Origin of the sequence: Paraburkholderia diazotrophica, from assembly GCF_900108945.1 — a bacterium.
Lineage (GTDB): Bacteria > Pseudomonadota > Gammaproteobacteria > Burkholderiales > Burkholderiaceae > Paraburkholderia > Paraburkholderia diazotrophica.
In genome coordinates, this window is sequence record NZ_FNYE01000003.1 from 294,072 (window position 1) to 312,014 (window position 17,943).

Annotated in this window: 19 protein-coding genes; 15 read left to right on the top strand and 4 right to left on the bottom strand. The window is 64.3% G+C overall.

The window, feature by feature from the left end:
• The first annotated feature begins 68 nt into the window (after positions 1 to 68).
• From BMW76_RS06130 to BMW76_RS06140, 3 genes are read left to right on the top strand one after another with little or no spacing between them, the layout of a single operon-like run.
• On the top strand, positions 69 to 1,148 hold the full coding sequence (locus BMW76_RS06130; protein ID WP_090864357.1) for an ABC transporter ATP-binding protein: 1,080 nt from the start codon (positions 69 to 71) through the stop codon (positions 1,146 to 1,148).
• Positions 1,145 to 2,032, top strand: a complete 888-nt coding sequence (locus BMW76_RS06135) for an ABC transporter permease (RefSeq protein ID WP_090864117.1) — start codon at positions 1,145 to 1,147, stop codon at positions 2,030 to 2,032. Before BMW76_RS06130 ends, BMW76_RS06135 begins: the two co-directional genes overlap by 4 nt.
• On the top strand, positions 2,032 to 2,937 hold the full coding sequence (locus tag BMW76_RS06140; protein ID WP_090864118.1) for an ABC transporter permease: 906 nt from the start codon (positions 2,032 to 2,034) through the stop codon (positions 2,935 to 2,937). The genes BMW76_RS06135 and BMW76_RS06140 overlap by 1 nt, the downstream gene beginning before the upstream one ends.
• 104 nt (positions 2,938 to 3,041) lie before the next feature.
• On the opposite strand, the gene BMW76_RS06145 is transcribed toward BMW76_RS06140, so the two are convergent.
• On the bottom strand, positions 3,042 to 3,647 hold the full coding sequence (locus BMW76_RS06145; RefSeq protein ID WP_090864120.1) for a short chain dehydrogenase: 606 nt from the start codon (positions 3,645 to 3,647) through the stop codon (positions 3,042 to 3,044).
• A gap of 311 nt (positions 3,648 to 3,958) precedes the next feature.
• Positions 3,959 to 4,408: a DUF3005 domain-containing protein gene (locus BMW76_RS06150; RefSeq protein WP_090864122.1), complete on the bottom strand. Its 450-nt coding sequence runs from the start codon at positions 4,406 to 4,408 to the stop codon at positions 3,959 to 3,961.
• Positions 4,409 to 4,698: 290 nt separating this feature from the next.
• Here BMW76_RS06150 and BMW76_RS06155 point away from each other — a divergent pair, with 290 nt between their 5' ends.
• The 4 genes from BMW76_RS06155 (at position 4,699) to BMW76_RS06170 (ending at position 7,973) form a co-directional block, all read left to right on the top strand.
• Complete coding sequence (locus BMW76_RS06155; protein ID WP_090864124.1) at positions 4,699 to 4,932, top strand: hypothetical protein; 234 nt, start codon at positions 4,699 to 4,701, stop codon at positions 4,930 to 4,932.
• A gap of 184 nt (positions 4,933 to 5,116) precedes the next feature.
• Positions 5,117 to 6,049, top strand: a complete 933-nt coding sequence (gene epsC / locus BMW76_RS06160; protein ID WP_090864126.1) for a serine O-acetyltransferase EpsC — start codon at positions 5,117 to 5,119, stop codon at positions 6,047 to 6,049.
• Positions 6,050 to 6,121: 72 nt separating this feature from the next.
• A complete protein-coding gene (locus BMW76_RS06165) occupies positions 6,122 to 6,949 on the top strand; it encodes an AraC family transcriptional regulator (protein ID WP_090864128.1) in 828 nt (275 codons plus the stop codon).
• A gap of 100 nt (positions 6,950 to 7,049) precedes the next feature.
• A complete protein-coding gene (locus tag BMW76_RS06170; protein WP_090864130.1) occupies positions 7,050 to 7,973 on the top strand; it encodes a DMT family transporter in 924 nt (307 codons plus the stop codon).
• Positions 7,974 to 8,071: 98 nt separating this feature from the next.
• On the opposite strand, the gene folE is transcribed toward BMW76_RS06170, so the two are convergent.
• Together folE and BMW76_RS06180 are read right to left on the bottom strand one after the other, a co-directional pair.
• The gene (gene folE / locus BMW76_RS06175) at positions 8,072 to 8,701 is read right to left on the bottom strand and encodes a GTP cyclohydrolase I FolE (RefSeq protein WP_090864131.1); all 630 of its coding nucleotides are present in this window, start codon (positions 8,699 to 8,701) and stop codon (positions 8,072 to 8,074) included.
• Between the two features lie 112 nt (positions 8,702 to 8,813).
• A complete protein-coding gene (locus tag BMW76_RS06180; RefSeq protein WP_087738100.1) occupies positions 8,814 to 9,737 on the bottom strand; it encodes a LysR family transcriptional regulator in 924 nt (307 codons plus the stop codon).
• Between the two features lie 499 nt (positions 9,738 to 10,236).
• Between BMW76_RS06180 and BMW76_RS06185 the strand changes: the two genes are divergently transcribed.
• From BMW76_RS06185 to BMW76_RS06220, 8 genes are all read left to right on the top strand, one after another.
• Complete coding sequence (locus BMW76_RS06185) at positions 10,237 to 10,938, top strand: 3-oxoacid CoA-transferase subunit A (RefSeq protein WP_090864133.1); 702 nt, start codon at positions 10,237 to 10,239, stop codon at positions 10,936 to 10,938.
• 16 nt (positions 10,939 to 10,954) lie between these two features.
• On the top strand, positions 10,955 to 11,614 hold the full coding sequence (locus tag BMW76_RS06190; protein ID WP_090864135.1) for a 3-oxoacid CoA-transferase subunit B: 660 nt from the start codon (positions 10,955 to 10,957) through the stop codon (positions 11,612 to 11,614).
• A 198-nt stretch (positions 11,615 to 11,812) separates the two neighbouring features.
• Positions 11,813 to 13,195 (top strand): 3-carboxy-cis,cis-muconate cycloisomerase, encoded by a 1,383-nt coding sequence (locus BMW76_RS06195; protein WP_090864137.1) that lies wholly within the window; start codon positions 11,813 to 11,815, stop codon positions 13,193 to 13,195.
• 4 nt (positions 13,196 to 13,199) lie between these two features.
• Complete coding sequence (gene pcaD / locus BMW76_RS06200) at positions 13,200 to 13,991, top strand: 3-oxoadipate enol-lactonase (RefSeq protein WP_090864139.1); 792 nt, start codon at positions 13,200 to 13,202, stop codon at positions 13,989 to 13,991.
• Positions 13,988 to 14,383: a 4-carboxymuconolactone decarboxylase gene (pcaC, locus tag BMW76_RS06205; RefSeq protein WP_090864141.1), complete on the top strand. Its 396-nt coding sequence runs from the start codon at positions 13,988 to 13,990 to the stop codon at positions 14,381 to 14,383. Before pcaD ends, pcaC begins: the two co-directional genes overlap by 4 nt.
• A gap of 125 nt (positions 14,384 to 14,508) precedes the next feature.
• The gene (locus BMW76_RS06210; protein WP_090864143.1) at positions 14,509 to 16,428 is read left to right on the top strand and encodes an ABC transporter permease; all 1,920 of its coding nucleotides are present in this window, start codon (positions 14,509 to 14,511) and stop codon (positions 16,426 to 16,428) included.
• Entirely contained in the window at positions 16,425 to 17,228 is an 804-nt protein-coding gene (locus tag BMW76_RS06215) for an ABC transporter ATP-binding protein (protein WP_090864145.1), read from the top strand. The genes BMW76_RS06210 and BMW76_RS06215 overlap by 4 nt, the downstream gene beginning before the upstream one ends.
• Entirely contained in the window at positions 17,225 to 17,938 is a 714-nt protein-coding gene (locus BMW76_RS06220; protein ID WP_090864147.1) for an ABC transporter ATP-binding protein, read from the top strand. The genes BMW76_RS06215 and BMW76_RS06220 overlap by 4 nt, the downstream gene beginning before the upstream one ends.
• Positions 17,939 to 17,943 lie beyond the last annotated feature (5 nt).

Genomic DNA, 17,943 nt, shown 5'->3' on the forward strand with positions numbered 1-17,943 from the left:
TCGTGAGGGCAGGCCGCGAGCAGACCGTGCTTCGCGGCGCTGTCATGCAACATCGTAGGGAAGCGACCATGAAGCATCAATTTGAGCAGTTGCGCCTTGAGTCCGTCTGCCGCAATTTCGTCAATGCCGAAGGGCAGCCGGTGGCCGCGTTGCAGGGGCTCGATCTGAATATCCGCCGCGGCGAGTTCATCGCGTTGCTGGGGCCGTCGGGCTGCGGCAAGTCGACGGCGCTCAACTGCATCGCGGGCTTGCAGCCGCTGTCGGGCGGCGGCATCTGGCTCGACGAAAAACGCATCGACGTGCTGCCGCCTGAAAAGCGCGGCTTCGGCATGGTGTTCCAGAACTACGCGCTGTTTCCGCACATGTCGGTGCTCGACAACGTCGGCTTCGGCCTGAAGATGCGCGGCGTCGCAAAGGCGGAAACGGCGAAGCGCGCGCGAGAAGCGCTGCAACTCGTGCAACTGATCGGCCACGAGAAGAAGCTGCCGGGCCAACTGTCGGGCGGCCAGCAACAGCGCGTCGCGATTGCGCGCGCGATCGTGATCGAGCCGCCGCTCATTTTGATGGACGAGCCGTTGTCGAATCTCGACACGAAGCTGCGCATCGAAATGCGCGCCGAGATTCGCCGCATTCACACGCAACTGGATCGCGCGACGATTTACGTGACGCACGACCAGGACGAAGCGCTGTCGATGGCCGACCGCATCGTCGTGATGAGAGAGGGCGTCGTGCAGCAGGTCGCGACGCCGAAGGAAGTCTACGGACGACCGAAGAATCTGCACGTCGCGCGCTTCATGGGGTATCGCAACGTGCTGCCATTCACGCTCGAAGGCACGCAGGGCGAAGGCGTGGCCGTCGAGGCGAACGGCGTGCGTCTCGTCGGCATGGCGATGGACGGTTTCAGCAGCAAACGTGTTTCGGTTGCGCTGCGCCCCGAGGACATGGAGCGCGCCGCGCCCGGCGCGGAGAACGCGTTCGATGCGCAGGTGACGACCGTCGAATACGGCGGCCGCGATTCGCTGATTCGCGTGAGGAGCGCATTCGGCGAACTGTGGGCGCGTGTCGCGGGCGAATTCACCGAAGGCGAGCGCATCACGCTGCGCGTGCCGCCGGCGCGCACGCTGGTCTACGACGGGGAACCGTCATGAGCACGGTGACGTCCGCCGCTTCGCGAGCGCTCGCTGCGCCGCGCGACGGCAAGGCGTGGCTCGTCTCGCCCGCCTTGCTGTTCATCCTTGCGCTCTTCGTCTATCCGTTCGTCTACGGGCTCGCGCTGTCGTTCAGCCCGATGGAAGGCGGCGGCATGTGGGCGAACTACGCGAAGTTCTTCAGCGACACGTCGATGTGGCCAACCATCCTCGTCACACTGAAGCTCGCCGTGCCCGCGACGTTGATCAATGTCGGCGTGTCGGTGCCCGTCGCGTTCGCGCTGCGCCGTCCGTCGCCGTATCAGAAGTTCGTGACGACGCTGCTCGTGATTCCCATCACGCTCGGCACCGTGCTGATCGCCGACGGCATGCTCACGTACTTCGGCCCGAACGGCTGGTTTCCGCAGGCGCTGCAAGGGCTGCATCTCTACACCGACGAAGTGCGCCTCACGCACAACTTCTGGGGCGTGCTGATCTCGTTGATCGTGTCGGGCTTTCCGTTCGCGTTCCTGCTCACATTGTCGTACGTGACGGGCATCGACCCGACGCTCGCGAGCGCCGCCGCGACGCTCGGCGCGAATCCATGGCAGCAGTTCCGGCAGATCTATCTGCCGCTGCTCGTGCCGGGGCTGACGATGGCGGCGTGCCTGTCGTTCGTGCAGGCGTTTTCGGTGTTTCCGTCGGCGGTGCTGCTCGGCGCGCCGGCCGGGCCGACGCGTGTGATGTCGATCGCCGCCGCCGAGGCCGCGTTCGAAAACTACGATTACTCGCTGGCTTCGGCGATTGCGATCGTGATGGGATTCGTGCAACTGGTGATCGTCGCCGCGATGCTGGGCGCGCGCCGCTTCTTCTACAGCGGACCGGCGACGGGAGGTAAGGGCTGATGGCAACCGATCGTCAAGTCGCACATCCGTGGCCCGCCGCGCCGCAAGGGCAAACGGTCAAGTCGATGAAACCGCACGTCAGTCTGCGCGACCGCGTGTACAAGGCGCTTGTCTGGGGCGCGATGATTTTCTTTCTGCTGAACATCGTGTTGCTGATCGCGACGGTCGCCGTCAACTCGATCGCGACGCGCTGGTTCGGCACGCTGCTGCCGCAGGGCTTCACGCTGCACTGGTACGCGCAGGCGTGGAGCGACTTCCAGCTGGCGGCCGTGCTGTGGGTGACGGTGGAAGTGGTCGGCGCGGTGGTGCTGCTGTCGATTCTGCTCGGCGTGCCCGCCGCATATGCACTCGCGCGCGTGCAGTTTCGCGGCAAGCGTTTCGCGATGCTCGTGTTCCTGCTGCCGCTGATGGTGCCGCCCGTCACATACGGCATTCCGATGGCGACGGTGATGTACAAGATCGGGCTCGCGGGCACGCTTGCCGGCGTGATCCTCGCGAACCTCGTGCCCGCGCTGCCGTTCGTCATTCTCGTGATGACGCCGTTCATCGAGCAGATCGATCCGAATCTGGAATCGGCGGCGCGCATTTTCGGCGCGAACACGTTCCGCTACTTCCGCTATGTGCTGCTGCCGTTGCTGGTTCCGGGCATGCTCGCGGCGGGTCTGCTCGTGCTGGTGCGCACGATCGGCATGTTCGAGCTGACGTTCTTCACAGCGGGGCCGTCGACGCAAACGCTCGTCGTCGCGTTGTATTACGCGGTGTTTTCGACGGGCGTGCGCGCGCCGCAATCGATCGACGCAATGGCGATGATCTATATGGCGATCACGCTGATCTGGGTGTTGATCGCACTGCAGTTCGTGAGCCCGACGCAGATCGTGTCGCGCGTCAAGGAACAGCGGGCGTAGGCGCGCCCGCTCGCCTGTACGCGTCGGCTGGCATGCGTCAGCCGACGCTCAATAGCCGACGCTCAATAGCCGACGCTCAATAGCCGACGCTCAATAGCCGACGCTCAGTAGCCGACGCGATAAACCCGCCCCGTCTGCGCGCCCTCGACGCTGCGCAGATAACCCTGCGCGGCCTTGCTTGCGTCGACGGGTTCGAAGCCGCGGAAGAACGGCGCATAGCTTTCCATCGACTCCGTCAGCACGGTCGGACTGACGACGTTGATGCGGATACCGCGCGGCAGCTCGATCGCCGCGCCGCGCACGAAGCCTTCGAGCGCGAGGTTGACGGTGGTCGCGCTGACGCCCTGGCTGATCGGCTCGTCGGCGAGAATGCCGCTCGTCAGCGTGAACGAGCCGCCGTCGTTCACGTACTTTTGCGCGGCGAGCACGAAATTGATCTGTCCCATCAGCTTGTCGCGCAGGCCGATCCAGAACTGCTCGATCGTCATCTCGGTCAAGGGCCCGAAATGGACTTTCCCCGTCGCCGTTACCACTGCATCGACGTTGCCGATTTCCTGAAACAGCCGTTCGATGCTCGCCGGGTCCGTGCTGTCGACGTGATGCGCACCCCGTGTCGCGCCCACTTCGATCACTTCGTGACGCGCCTTCAATGCGGCGGCGACGGCCTGGCCCAGCGTGCCCGTTGCGCCGATCACAACGACTTTGCCCATGTGCTGCTCCGTGATGTCAAAGAGATGCGCCGATTATGCGCACTGAAACACCGTTGAAAAAGGCGTGTACGCGATGAGGTCATGAAACTGGGAGTTTCAAATCGCACATCCGTGAGTGTGCAGTGAAGTGAAGCACTAAGCGCGACGATTACGCCAGAGCGTGCAAACGTTCGCCATCGCACAGACGAACGCCGCGAGAGCGGCTAACGCGCGATTGAAACGCCAACGTGAAAATGCGCGCCGCGCCAGCCGCATGAAAGCTTGCAAACGGTAGTGACGCGTCAACGGATTGACGCGCCACCCGAAACGGCTTATTCGTCGCGTTCGATTTCGATGACCCGCGTCGGCCGTTGATGGTTGAGCGCGAAGTGCATGCGTCCGCGCAACTGATCTCCCGTATGCGAATAAGACCGGTGGAATCGGTCGTCGAAGCGCTCGACTGTCTCGGGCGCGATCATGCCCTTGTCGATCACGCGATAGCCCGGCTCCACAGCGAGCAGCAGATGATTGCCACCGATACGGCTATCGAATCCCGCCAGCTCCGCGAACGGATCGTCGGGCACGCTGTTGACGAGCGTCGCGTTGCTTGTCGTGATCTCATCGGGGCCGATGGGCGCCTGACCCGCGATACGCGCGGCTTCGTGATTCTTGCTGTCGGTATCGACGGTGCTGTCGTGCGTGCGATCGTTATGCATTTCGGCGCTGCGCGCCGCAGCGGTTCCGGACTGCGTCGCGGGCACCGGGCGTGTATTGAGGCTCATGTTGTGTCCTCCTTTGCTTGTGGTCCCAAACATAGGATAGGAGCAAAACCCGTTCCGCGTGAGCGTACGATAACGTGTCGAACCACGCGCGACGGTCGTTCGGGCGACCGGCAAATTTTTGCTAATTTTTTTCGTGGACGTCCAATTTCTACAGAGTATGATTCTTGTTCGACGAGCGCAGCAACACCCAGCATGACCGCGGCGACCGCGCGGACTGTTTCAGCCCACGGCACTGCACTCGTGAGAGAACCATAAGGACCATCTATGGGGCAGTCAGGGGCGGGTGACTCATGCACGTTGATGCTGCATTCACACATCGTGGCTACTTGCTTAACTGCGCGCCGGCGCGCGCGGGCGATGGAACATGGCAACCGTATGTCGTCGTATCGCGTTCCAGCGACGGCGAACTGGTCGCGAACCGTTTCTTCCCCACTGACCTCCGTTTCACCGACGAAGCCGCTGCTATTGCGCACGCGCGCGACTGGGCCGTGCGCTGGATCGACGCGAGCAGCCTGACGGTCTAGCACGCTGCATTGCTCGCCGTTTGGCACATCTCTAGCTGCACACTGCCGCACATGACGCGAGCCGCGCCGCATCGCGCATGCGCTATGCGAGGCGCACGAGTGCCGCACGGCACGTGGCGAAACGCGGTAATCTCCGGGGACAGTTCACTCTCATCGCGCCCCGTGCGCGAACGATGTTGTCGCCATGTCAAATGTTTCTTCTCATAACTGGGGCCTCGAACAGATCGTCGCCGATTTGCGCGCGTCGCGTGAAGAGTTGCATCGCACGCGCCATCCGCGCGGCATTCGCGAACTGCCTTCGCGCGATGCCGTGATCAACATCGTCGGCGGATTGCGCGCCGCGCTTTTCCCGACGCACTACGGCGCGCCCGATCTGACCGACGAGAGCGTCGATTACTACGTCGGCCATACGCTTGAAAGCACGTTGCGCCTGCTCGCCGAACAGATTCGCCGCGCGCTGCGCTTTCTGCCCGAGCACGCCGAGACCACGGACGCCGAACTGAGCGCGCGTGCCTTCAATGTCGCGCGCGATTTCGGCAAGCAGTTGCCCGCCATTCGCGCACTGCTTGTCAGCGATATCCAGGCCGCGTACATCGGCGACCCCGCCGCGCAGCACATCACGGAAATTCTGCTCTGCTATCCGGGCGTCTGGGCGATGACGCATCACCGGCTCGCGCATGCGCTGCATCGGCTCGGCGTGCCGCTGCTCGCGCGCTTTATCAACGAGATCGCCCATTCGGCGACGGGCATCGACATACACCCCGGCGCGCAGATCGGCCCGAGCTTTTTCATCGACCACGGCACGGGCGTCGTGATCGGCGAAACGGCGATCATCGGCGAGCGCGTGCGCCTCTACCAGGCGGTCACGCTCGGCGCGAAAAGCTTTGCCGCAGATGAAGACGGCACGCTCGTGAAGGGCAACGCGCGCCACCCGATCGTCGAAGACGACGTCGTCATTTATGCGGGCGCGACGATTCTGGGTCGCGTGACAATCGGACGCGGCTCGGTGATCGGCGGCAATGTGTGGCTCACGCATAGCGTGCCGGCTGGCAGCAGCGTGTCGCAAGGCAAGATCCGCGAAGGCGAGCGCACGCGCAACGACGAAGGACGGCGTTGATGGATGAATGTTCGATTGCACGATTGATCGCACCATTCGAACCGCGTCCCTTTGATATGAGCGAATGAAACGATGAAGCCGCGTGGACGCGTTCAGATGCTGCGTTGTGCGCTCGACGGCGTCGAAGCGACGGCCGCGCATACGACGCATGCGTTCGCGCGTCACTCGCACGATCGCTTTGGCATCGGTGTCGTGGTCGCGGGCGGGCAGCGTTCGGCAAGCGGGCGCGGGCCCGTCGAAGCGCGCGCGAACGATGTCATCACGGTCAATCCCGGCGAAGTGCATGATGGCAGTCCGCTCGACGAACACGGACGCGCGTGGCGCATGCTGTACTTCGAGCCGTCGCTCGTGTACGCGACGCTCGCCGAATGCGCGCATGCGCCCCTGCGCGAAGTGGAACTGACGCGGCCAGTGCTCAACGATCCGCAACTGTCCGCGTGCTTTACGCGCCTGTACTCGGTTGCGGTGAGTGCAGCGAACGAACGAGCGGGCTTCGATGACTTCGCATGCGAAGAAGCGCTGCTCGCGCTCTTCTCACACGTGGGCCGTCATCACGCGACGCCGCTCGCACCCGAGCGCAAACGCGTCGGTCCGATTGCGCGGGCAAGAAGCCGCATCGACGACGATCCCGCGTCGTCCGCGACGCTCGCTGACCTCGCCGCCGAAGCGGGCATGAGCCGCTTCCAGTTGCTGCGCAGCTTCGCGCATGACGTCGGCTTGCCGCCGCACGCATACCGGATGCAGCGGCGCGTCGCGCTCGCGCGGCGGCTCATCGCCAGCGGGACGGCGCTCGCGGATGCCGCCGTCTGCGCCGGTTTCTCGGACCAGAGCCACATGACACGCGCCTTCGTGCGGCTTCTCGGCATCACGCCTGCGAGCTATGCGGCCGCTGTCCGCTGACTCGCGCGGTTGCTCCGCATAGGCTCTGCAATAACGTTCAAGACCGCGCGTTCGTGCGCGCCGTACGCTCCTCGCATCATTCGATATGAGGAGACGCGGCATGCATGCGCGCTATGTCGGTTACTTCTTTTGCGCGCTCGCGATGATCGGCGTGGGCAGCACGGTCGTCGTCAGCAAGGCGATCGCGGGCGGCTTGCCGCCGTTCTCGGCGACCGCGCTGCGCTTCGCGATTGCGTTCCCGATCTTCGTCGCGATGATGCGCGTACGGAGGCTTTCGTGGCCGAAGCTCGATACGCACGACAGGTGGCTCGCGATCGCACAGGCGGGAGCCGGGAGCGTCGGCTATACGGTTTGCCTGATCGGCGGGATGCGGCTCGCTTCGGCCGCCGATGCAGGCGTGATCGCGGGCACGCTGCCGGCCGTATCGGCGGCTGTGGCCGCGCTGGCGCTCGGCGAGCGGCCGTCGCCTGCGCTCCTCGGCGCGATCGTGCTCGCTACGGGTGGCGTGCTCGCCTGCACCGTGCGGCTCGACGATCTGACGGCGCCGCACGGCGCTCATTCTCTCGCGGGCAACGCGCTGGTGTTCGCGGCCGTCGTCTGCGAGGCGCTTTTCATTCTGCTCAACCGCAAGCTGCGCACGCCTGTCGCCGCGTTGCCGCTGTCGGCGCTGATGAGCGGGATCGGCTTTGTCGTCGCCATCGTGCCTGCATGCTTCGAAGCGCCGTGGCGCCTGCCACTCGACGCGAGCCTGACGGCGGCGCTCGCGGGCGTCGTCTATTACGCGCTGGTGCCGACGGTGCTGGGCTTCGTGCTGTGGTACGCGGGCGCCGCGCGCGTGAGCGGCGCGGAGGCGGGGCTTGTGACGGCACTCGTGCCCGTATCGACGCTTGCACTTGCGGCCGGCGTGCTGCACGAGCCGATCAGCCGCGCGCAGTTGATGGGCGTCGCGTGCGTGCTCATGGCGATGTTGCTCGCGACGTTCGGGCAAGGCAGGCCGATGAGCGCGCGACGCGCGGCGGGTTAGGGCTGGCGGCTCAACGCAGCGTCACAACGTTTCGATGCGACGTTTCGACCCGGCGGCGCGTCCGAATGCGAGTTGGAAAGAGCAGGCTCTGCAGCCGCTCAGGTATTTGCCACGCTCATCGCAGTCGGGCTATTGACGATCGACAGAAACTCGCGGCGCGTCGATGGGTCGCTGCGGAAGGTGCCGAGCATGCGCGACGTGACCATCTCGACGCCCGCCTTGTGCACGCCGCGCGTCGACATGCATTGATGCGACGCTTCGAGAATCACGCCGACGCCCTTCGGCTGCAATACTTCGTTGAGCGTATCGGCGATCTGCACGGTCATCTTTTCCTGAATCTGCAGACGCTTGGCGAACGCATCGACCAGCCGCGCGAGCTTCGAAATGCCGACCACGCGATGCTCAGGCAAGTAGGCGACATGCGCGCGCCCGATGATGGGCACCATGTGATGCTCGCAATAGCTCTCGAAGCGAATGTCCTTCAGCACGATCATTTCGTCGTAGCCGTCCACTTCAGAAAACGTGCGAGCGAGAATGTCGCGAGGCTCCACGTCGTAGCCCGCGAAAAATTCCTCATACGCGCGCACGACGCGCGCCGGCGTATCGATCAGCCCCTCCCGGCGCGGGTCATCGCCGGCCCAGCGCAGCAGCACGCGCACGGCATCTTCGGCTTCCTCGCGGGTCGGACGGGTGGGTGTATCGGCGGGTGTTTTTGTCTTCGTAGTCATCCCTCGCTCCAGTTCCAGTAAAACGCGCATCGCACGTTGGGGCATTGTTCCATGTTTCGCGACCCCACGCCCGACATGGATATGCGTGTGATCGGGGCGCCGCTTTGAAGCGCTACTTCGGCCACTCGTCCTTCGCATCGTTGAACAGCTCCGCGACGACGCCGCGCAGCCAGCTCGCGCGCGGATCGTTGTGGAACTTGCGATGCCAGTGCTGGCGCAAGTCGAAACGGGGCAACGGCAAAGGCGGTTCGACCAGCGTGATCGACGCGTGTTCCGATACGTAGGCGAAGCCGATCGCATGCGGCACCGTCGCGACGAGATCGCTGCGCGCGAGGATGAACGGCAGGCTCATGAAGTGCGGCGTCTCCAGCACGGCGCGGCGGCGAATGCGCTTTTTCTCCAGATATCGTTCGAGCACTTCCTGGCTGCGTCCTTCGGCGCGCACGACAGCATGCCCGAGGCCGACGAACTGCTCGAGCGTGAGCGGCGCGCCTGCGAGCGGATGATCGCTGCGCAGCAGGCAGATGAAGCGGTGCGTGAAGAGGCGCTGCTGGAAGAAGTTGTTGCCGGACAGATCGGGAAAGTAGCCGACGGCCAGATCGATGTCGCCCGACTCCAGACCGCGTTCGACCAGCGCGGGCGGCAGCGACACCGAGCGCAGGTTCGCATGCGGCGCGCGCTCGGCGAAAAGCTGCAGCAGACGCGGCAGAAACACGATCTCGCCGACATCGGACAGCGCGAGCGAGAAGGTATGCGTCGACGTCGCGGGATCGAAGTCCTGCGTTTCGAGCATGCCTTTTTCGATGCGCGCGAGCGCCTCGCGTGCGGCGGGTATCAGCGCGAGCGCGCGCGGCGTCGGCTCCATGCCGCGCGACGTGCGCACGAACAACGGATCGTTGAAGTACTCGCGCAGCCGGCCGAGCGCGGTGCTCACGCGCGGCTGGCTCACGCCGAGACGCTCGGCGGCGCGGCTCACGTTGCGCATGTCTTCGAGCGCGACGAGGTAGGGGATCAGGTTGAGATCGAGTTCGGCCATGCTGGGACGCGGACTTTGCAATGGCCCGCATATTATCGATAAACCGTATACAACCTAGCCTGGCAATCGCGCTATCGCATATCAGGGAAAGCGCCGACGGCGACCCGGCGCGTTCCGATGCGGCCTCCCAGATGCTGGCGGAGAATGATGCGGGACTTGCGTTCGATGATGGACATGGGGCATCGGAACCCAGGCCCACGCAACGCCCGCCAGGGCAAACCACGAATCCGTTGCCTTGACAAGAGACGCGCGTGCAAACCATAATGCGCCGGTACGTTCGCTAAACGAAACTGTGTTCGTAGTATGAACTTTTCGGGCATTCAATGCGCGGCAGAAGCGCAAGGCGAACCAAACACATGCGGCCTGCAGCAGGTCTGCATGCCGTCAGCAGCGCCATGAAGGACGAAAGCGGACGTGGAGACCGTCCGGCGCGCAATTCCGTCGAGCGGTCGGCGGGTCGCGTGACGCGCGGAACGACGCGTTCCAGAGGAAATTCGACATGATCAACAAGATTTTCGAGTCACTCCAGTCGGCGGTCGCCGACGTGCATGACGGCGCGACCGTCATGATCGGCGGCTTCGGGACGGCGGGCATGCCTTCCGAACTGATCGACGCGCTCATCGAACAGGGCGCGAAAGAACTCACGATCGTCAACAACAACGCCGGCAACGGCGACACGGGTCTCGCGGCGCTGCTCAAGGCGAAGCGCGTGCGCAAGATCATCTGCTCGTTCCCACGTCAGACCGACTCGTATGTGTTCGACGCACTCTATCGCGCCCGCGAAATCGAGCTGGAACTCGTGCCGCAAGGCAATCTGGCCGAGCGCATCCGCGCGGCGGGCGCGGGCATCGGCGGCTTCTTCACGCCGACGGGCTACGGCACGAAGCTCGCCGAAGGCAAGGAAACGCGCGTGATCGACGGCAAGCATTACGTGCTGGAATCGCCGCTGCACGCGGATTTCGCGCTCATCAAGGCATATAAGGGCGACCGCTGGGGCAACCTCGTCTATCGCAAGACCGCGCGCAACTTCGGGCCGATCATGGCGAGCGCCGCAAAGACGGCGATCGTGCAGGTGTCGGAAGTGGTGCCGCTCGGCGCGCTCGATCCCGAAGTGATCGTGACGCCGGGCATCTTCGTGCAGCGCGTCGTCGAAGTGCCGCAAGCGGCGCATCAATCGCAGCGTCCAGAGCAAGCCGCCTGAAGGAAGGAGACCCGACATGAAACGACTGACCCGCGATGAAATGGCGAAGCGCGTCGCGCAGGACATTCCTGAAGGCGCTTATGTGAACCTCGGCATCGGCGTGCCGACGCTGGTGGCGAACCACCTCGACGCGAACAAGGAAATCTTCCTGCACAGCGAAAACGGCCTGCTCGGCATGGGCCCGGCGCCCGCGAAAGGCGAGGAAGACGACGAACTGATCAACGCCGGCAAGCAGCACGTCACGCTGCTGACGGGCGGCGCGTTCTTCCATCACGCCGATTCGTTCGCGATGATGCGCGGCGGCCATCTCGACTACTGCGTGCTCGGCGCGTTCCAGGTGTCGGCGAAAGGCGACCTCGCGAACTGGCACACAGGCGCGCCCGACGCGATTCCCGCCGTGGGCGGCGCGATGGATCTGGCCATCGGCGCGAAGCAGGTGTTCGTGATGATGGAGCATCTGACGAAGCAGGGCGAAAGCAAGATCGTCGCGGAGTGCTCGTATCCTGTGACGGGCGTCGGCTGCGTCGACCGCATCTATACAGACCTCGCGATGATCGACGTGACGAATGACGGCCTCGTGGTACGCGAGATCTTCTCCGATATCGACTTCGCGGAACTGGAAAAGCTGACGGGCGTCGCGCTGATCGACGGCACGCAGCAGGCTCGCGCGGCGTGAGGCTCGCGCAACGCCGGTCAACTGCATAAAGGAAAAACGCGGGAAAACGCGCGCAAGAGCGCGCGTGACCTGCGCGCGGCGTTCGGCGACAATGAAGCCGAACGCCACGCGCTTTCAGGCGCTGCATTCAGGCGCTGCATTCAGGCGCTGCATTCAGTCGCAATACCGACGCGCATTCATCCCGAAGCACCGACCATCATGCTAGAAGCCAGCGCCCGCCTGACCATCCTGATCTGCGGCACGCAGCCGATGAACGACATCTGGTCGCCGCGCGCGACGTTGCAACGGATGCTCGACGTCGAAGCCGCGCTCGCGCGTGCATCGGCTGCGCATGGCGTGATTCCGCAGTCGGCCGTCGCCGCGATCGAAGCGACGTGTCACGCGGACAAGCTCGACGCCGATGCGCTCGCACACGATGCCGCGCTCGGCGGCAACCTCGCGATTCCCCTCGTCAAGCAACTGACCGCGCGCGTGAAAGACGCCGATGCGGAAGCGTCGAAATTCGTCCATTGGGGCGCGACGAGCCAGGACATCATCGATACGGCGACCGTGTTGCAATTGCGCGATACGTTCGATCTGCTTGACGGCGCTTTATCGTCGACATGCGACGCAATCGCCGCGCTCGCGCAGCAGCATCGCGCGACGCCGATGATCGGCCGCACGTGGCTGCAACAGGCGCTGCCCATCACGCTCGGCCTGAAGTTCGCGCAATGGCTCGATGCGCTGCTGCGTCATCGCGAGCGGCTCGACGCGCTGCGCGAACGCGCGCTCGTGCTGCAATTCGGCGGCGCGGCGGGCACGCTTGCGAGCTTGCGCGACAAGGGCGGCGCGGTTGCCGTAGCGTTGGCGAAAGAGTTGAAACTGGATATGCCCGCTGTGCCGTGGCACACGCAGCGCGATCGCATCGCCGAAACGGCAGCGTTTTTCGGCATGCTGATCGGCACGCTCGGCAAGATCGCGCGCGACATCTCGCTGCAAATGCAGACGGAACTTGGCGAACTCGGCGAGCCGGTCGCGGCCGGCAAGGGCGGTTCATCGACGATGCCGCACAAGCGCAACCCCGTCGGCTGCGCGGCCGTGCTGACAGCGGCGACGCGCGCGCCCGGTCTCGTCGCGACGGTGTTCGCGGGCATGGTGCAGGAGCACGAACGCGCGCTCGGTGGCTGGCAGGCGGAGTGGGATGCACTGCCCGATCTCGCGCGCCTCGCGGGCGGCGCGCTCGCGAACATCGAGCAGATCGCGAAAGGGCTCGAAGTGAACGCCGAGCGGCTCGCGGAGAATCTTGACGTGACGCACGGCCTGATTCTCGGCGAAGCGGTGATGCTCGCGCTTGGCGACAAGATCGGCCGGCTCGATGCGCATCATCTCGTCGAGCAGGCGTCGAAGGAAGCGGTGAAGTCCGGCAAGACACTCTTCGATGTGCTGGCCGCCGATGCATCCGTCACGCGACACTTGCCCGTCGAGCAATTGCGACGTCTGCTCGATCCCGCTCATTACGTCGGCAGCGCGCACGCTTTCGTGGACGCCGTGCTGGCTCTTCATACCGCGCGCAAAGAACGCGTGACACAACATCAGGAGTAAAGGAATGCCCTACGCCGCAGTGAATGGCATCGAGCTTCATTATCGGATCGACGGTGACCGTCACGGCAGCGCGCCGTGGCTCGTGCTGTCGAACTCGCTCGGCAGCGATCTGTCGATGTGGACGCCGCAAGTCGCCGAGTTCTCGAAGCACTTCCGCGTGCTGCGCTACGACACGCGCGGCCACGGTCACTCGGAAGCGCCGAAGGGGCCGTACACGATCGAGCATCTGACGGGCGACGTGATCGGCTTGCTCGATACGTTGAAGATCGCGCGCGCGAATTTTTGCGGCGTGTCGATGGGCGGGCTGACGGGCATCGGCCTCGCGGCGCGTCACGCGGACCGCATCGATCACATCGTGCTAAGCAACACGGCTGCGCGTATCGGCTCGCCGGAAGTGTGGGTGCCGCGCGCGGCGCGCGCTCGCAGCGAAGGTATGCTCGCGCTGGCGGATGCCGTGCTGCCGCGCTGGTTCACGGCCGAATTCATCGCACGAGAGCCGATCGTTTTCGGCTTTATCCGCGATGTGTTCGTGCATACCGACAAGGAAGGCTACGCGTTGAACTGCGAAGCCATCAACGCGACCGACCTGCGTCCCGAAGTGCACGGCATCAAGGCGCCTGCGCTCGTGATCTCCGGCACGCACGATCTGGCCGCGACGCCCGCGCAAGGCCGCGAGCTGGCCGCGGGGATCGCGGGTGCGCGTTACGTCGAGCTGGACGCGTCGCACATTTCGAACGTCGAAGTGGCGGACACGTTCACGAAGACCGTGCTCGATTTCCTGAAGGGGCAGCGATGAACGACGAACAACGTTACGAAGCGGGCATGGGCGTGCGTCGCGCGGTGCTGGGCGATGCGCACGTCGACCGGTCGATTGCGAACCGCACGGAAGTGACGGAAGAGTTTCAGAACTTCATCACACGCTATGCGTGGGGCGAGATCTGGACGCGCGATGGCTTGCCGCGTCATACGCGCAGTCTGCTGACGATTGCGATGATGGTTGCGTTGAACCGCAGCGAGGAACTGGCGTTGCATCTGCGTGCCGCGCGGAATAATGGCGTGACGCGGGATCAGGTGAAGGAAGTGTTGTTGCAGACGGCTATTTATTGTGGGGTGCCGGCGGCGAATTCGGCGTTTCATCTTGCTGATAAGGTGTTTCGTGAGCAGGATGGGGAATCGGCCAAGGACTGATTGTTTGAATCTGCGGCGGACAAGGTAATTCAAAGAAAGGCCGTCGCGGATACTAATGCGCCTGCAACCCTCTCCCATTTCCTGTATATGATGCAGCCCATCGCAACTCAACGCCGACGGGCACGATGCTCCCCAACCTGCTGGTCCAACTCGTCAACGGACTCGCCGACGCCTCCGCGCTCTTTCTCGTCGCGGCGGGCCTCTCGCTGATCTTCGGCGTCACGCGCATCGTCAACTTCGCGCACGGCTCGTTCTACATGCTGGGCATCTACGTTGCGTACAGCTTTGCGAGCCGCTTCGGCGCAAGCGACGCAGGCTTCTGGCTGTCGATGCTTGCGGCCGCCCTCGCGACGGGCATATTGGGCGCGCTCGTCGAGCTGTTCGTGCTGAGGCGTATCTATCAGGCACCCGAGCTGTTCCATCTGCTCGCGACGTTCGCGCTCGTGCTGATCATTCGCGACGCCGCGCTCGCGATCTGGGGGCCGCAGGACCTGTTCGGCCCGCGTGCGCCGCATCTCGCGGGCGCTGTCGAGCTGCTTGGCCACCGGCTGCCCACGTATGACATCGCGCTGATCGTCATCGGGCCGCTCGTGCTTCTGCTGCTGTGGTACGCGTTGACGCATACGCGATGGGGCACGCTCGTGCGCGCTGCAACGCAGGATCGCGAAATGCTCGGCGCGCTCGGCATCGATCAGGCGTGGCTGTTCACGGGCGTGTTCTTCGTCGGGGCGTTTCTCGCGGGGCTCGGCGGCGCGTTGCAGGGGCCGCGCATGTCCGCGAATCTGTCGCTCGATCTCGAGACCATCGGCAACGCGTTCGTCGTCGTGGTGGTCGGTGGGATGGGCTCGATCCCCGGTGCGTTCATCGCGGCGCTGTTGATCGCTGAAATCAAGGCGCTGTGCATCGGCATCGGACATGTTTCGCTGTTAGGCGTCGATCTTTCGTTGAGCCGCTTCACGCTGGTCGCGGAGTTCGTCGTGATGGCCGTCGTGCTCGTCGTGCGACCTTGGGGTTTGCTCGGGCGCGCGACGTCCGCCGTGCGCGCGATGTCCGTTGCCGAAGCGCCGCTCAAGCCCGCAGGCAAGCATCTGAAGTGGCTGGCTATCTGCGTGCTTGCCGTGCTCGCGCTCGCGCCGCTCGCAGCTAACGCATTCCCGTACATGCCCGTGCTGCTCGTCGAAATCCTGATCGCCGTTCTGTTCGCCGCGAGTCTGCACTTCATCATGGGTCCGGGCGGCATGCATTCGTTCGGCCATGCCGCGTATTTCGGCCTGGGCGCCTATGGCGCCGCGCTCTTTCTGAAAGTGCTCGATCTGCCGATGGAAGCGGCGCTCGTTCTCGGTCCGTCGCTGGCCGTGCTCGGCGCACTCGTGTTCGGCTGGTTCTGCGTGCGGCTGTCGGGTGTGTATCTGGCGATGCTCACGCTCGCGTTCGCGCAGATCGTGTGGTCGGTCGTCTATCAATGGGATGACGTGACGGGCGGCAGCAACGGCATCCTCGGCTTGTGGCCATCGAACTGGCTGTCGTCGCCCGTCGCGTACTACTATCTGACGCTCGCGTGCGCCGCATTGGGCGTGTGGCTCTTGCGCCGCATGCTGTTTTCGCCGCTCGGCTACGCGATGCGCGCGTCGCGCGATTCTGCGTTGCGCGCCGAAGCGATCGGCATCGACACGAAGCGCGTGCAGTGGGCCGCATTCGTGATCGCGTCGCTGTTTTGCGGGCTCGCGGGCTCGCTTTACGCATTTTCGAAAGGCACGATTTCGCCGGAAGTGATCAGCGTGAGCCGTTCCGTCGATGGACTCGTGATGGTGCTGCTCGGCGGCATTCAGACGTTGACGGGGCCCGTTGCGGGCGCAGCGTTGTTCACGTGGCTGCAGGATGCCGTCGCGCGGCAGACGGACTACTGGCAGGCGCTGCTCGGCGCCGCGATCCTGCTGCTCGTGATCGCGTTTCCGCAAGGTATCGTGGGCTTTGTGCGCGAGCGCTTCGAACGCGACGATTCGAACGAAGCAGGGCATCGGCAAGCAACAGGAGGCGGACGATGAGTCTCCTGCGCGTATCGAATCTGTCGATGTCGTTCGGCGGCGTGAAGGCTGTCGATGATGTTTCGTTCGACGTTCAGCCCGGCGAACTGCTCGCGCTGATCGGACCGAACGGCGCGGGCAAATCGACGTGCTTCAACATCGTCAACGGACAACTGCGTCCCTCACATGGCTCCGTTGTGCTCGACGGCCATGAACTCGTCGGCATGAGGCCGCGCGATATCTGGCGGCGCGGCGTCGGCCGCACGTTTCAGGTCGCCGCGACCTTCAATTCGATGACCGTGCTCGAAAACGTGCAGATGGCGCTCGTGTCGCGCGAAAAGCGTCTATACGGTTTATGGAAGCCGGCCGCATCGTGCTTCGAAGACGAAGCAATGGCGCTGCTCGATCAGGTCGGCATGGCCGCGCATGCGCGGCGCGCGTGCAGCGTGCTCGCGTATGGCGACGTCAAGCGCGTCGATCTCGCCATTGCGCTTGCCAATCGTCCGAAGCTGCTGTTGATGGACGAACCGACCGCGGGCATGGCGCCGAAGGAACGCAACGATCTGATGGCGCTGACGAAGCGTCTCGTCGCTGAGCGCGGGATCGGCGTGCTGTTCACCGAACACAGCATGGACGTGGTGTTCTCGTACGCGGACCGCGTGATCGTGCTTGCGCGCGGCAGGCTGATCGCGCAAGGCGACGCGGACACGGTACGCAACGACGCGAACGTGCAGGCCGTGTACTTCGGCACGGGCAAGATGTTCCAGCCGCGCGCATCGCTGTCGCCCGACGGCGCGACGCAAACGGAGCCGCGCGCATGAACGCACCAATGCTGAAGGTCGAGAAACTGAACGCGTACTACGGGCGCGCGCATATCCTCTTCGACGTGGGTCTGGAAGTGGCGCGCGGCGAAGTCGTCGCGCTGATGGGCCGCAACGGCGCGGGCAAGTCGACGACGATGAAAGCCATCATGGGCCTCGTGCCGCGCCGTGAAGGCATCATTCAATTCAACGGCGCGGCTATCTCGGCGCTGGCATCGCACAAGATCGCGCGCATGGGGCTCGGCTACGTGCCGGAAGACCGCCGCGTGTTCTCGGATCTGACGGTGATGGAGAATCTCGACACGGGACGTCAGCCGCCACGCGAAGGCGCACCTACATGGACGCCCGACAAGCTCTTCAGGCTCTTTCCGAATCTCGGCGAAATGCCGAAGCGCCCCGGCGGCCAGATGAGCGGCGGCGAGCAGCAGATGCTGACGGTCTCGCGCACGCTGATGGGCAATCCGTGGCTGGTGCTGCTCGACGAGCCGTCCGAAGGCGTCGCGCCCGTGATCGTCGAACAGATGGCGAACATGATTCTCGAACTGAAGCGCGAAGGGTTATCGATCCTGCTATCGGAGCAGAACCTGCATTTCGCGGAACTGGTCAGCGATCGTGCTTATGTGCTGGAAAAAGGCCAGATACGCTTTGGCGGCACGATGCGCGAACTCGCGCAAAACGATGTCGTCCGGCGCGCGTATCTGAGCGTTTGATGGGT

Coding starts and splice junctions, on each gene's coding strand:
- BMW76_RS06150 (WP_090864122.1), bottom strand. CDS start 4,408: ATGAGCCTCAATACACGCCCGGTGCCCGCGACGCAGTCCGGAACCGCT.
- BMW76_RS06170 (WP_090864130.1), top strand. CDS start 7,050: ATGCATGCGCGCTATGTCGGTTACTTCTTTTGCGCGCTCGCGATGATC.
- BMW76_RS06185 (WP_090864133.1), top strand. CDS start 10,237: ATGATCAACAAGATTTTCGAGTCACTCCAGTCGGCGGTCGCCGACGTG.
- BMW76_RS06215 (WP_090864145.1), top strand. CDS start 16,425: ATGAGTCTCCTGCGCGTATCGAATCTGTCGATGTCGTTCGGCGGCGTG.
- pcaD (WP_090864139.1), top strand. CDS start 13,200: ATGCCCTACGCCGCAGTGAATGGCATCGAGCTTCATTATCGGATCGAC.
- BMW76_RS06180 (WP_087738100.1), bottom strand. CDS start 9,737: ATGGCCGAACTCGATCTCAACCTGATCCCCTACCTCGTCGCGCTCGAA.
- BMW76_RS06130 (WP_090864357.1), top strand. CDS start 69: ATGAAGCATCAATTTGAGCAGTTGCGCCTTGAGTCCGTCTGCCGCAAT.
- BMW76_RS06135 (WP_090864117.1), top strand. CDS start 1,145: ATGAGCACGGTGACGTCCGCCGCTTCGCGAGCGCTCGCTGCGCCGCGC.
- BMW76_RS06140 (WP_090864118.1), top strand. CDS start 2,032: ATGGCAACCGATCGTCAAGTCGCACATCCGTGGCCCGCCGCGCCGCAA.
- BMW76_RS06190 (WP_090864135.1), top strand. CDS start 10,955: ATGAAACGACTGACCCGCGATGAAATGGCGAAGCGCGTCGCGCAGGAC.
- folE (WP_090864131.1), bottom strand. CDS start 8,701: ATGACTACGAAGACAAAAACACCCGCCGATACACCCACCCGTCCGACC.
- BMW76_RS06210 (WP_090864143.1), top strand. CDS start 14,509: ATGCTCCCCAACCTGCTGGTCCAACTCGTCAACGGACTCGCCGACGCC.
- BMW76_RS06195 (WP_090864137.1), top strand. CDS start 11,813: ATGCTAGAAGCCAGCGCCCGCCTGACCATCCTGATCTGCGGCACGCAG.
- BMW76_RS06220 (WP_090864147.1), top strand. CDS start 17,225: ATGAACGCACCAATGCTGAAGGTCGAGAAACTGAACGCGTACTACGGG.
- pcaC (WP_090864141.1), top strand. CDS start 13,988: ATGAACGACGAACAACGTTACGAAGCGGGCATGGGCGTGCGTCGCGCG.
- BMW76_RS06165 (WP_090864128.1), top strand. CDS start 6,122: ATGAAGCCGCGTGGACGCGTTCAGATGCTGCGTTGTGCGCTCGACGGC.
- BMW76_RS06155 (WP_090864124.1), top strand. CDS start 4,699: ATGCACGTTGATGCTGCATTCACACATCGTGGCTACTTGCTTAACTGC.
- BMW76_RS06145 (WP_090864120.1), bottom strand. CDS start 3,647: ATGGGCAAAGTCGTTGTGATCGGCGCAACGGGCACGCTGGGCCAGGCC.
- epsC (WP_090864126.1), top strand. CDS start 5,117: ATGTCAAATGTTTCTTCTCATAACTGGGGCCTCGAACAGATCGTCGCC.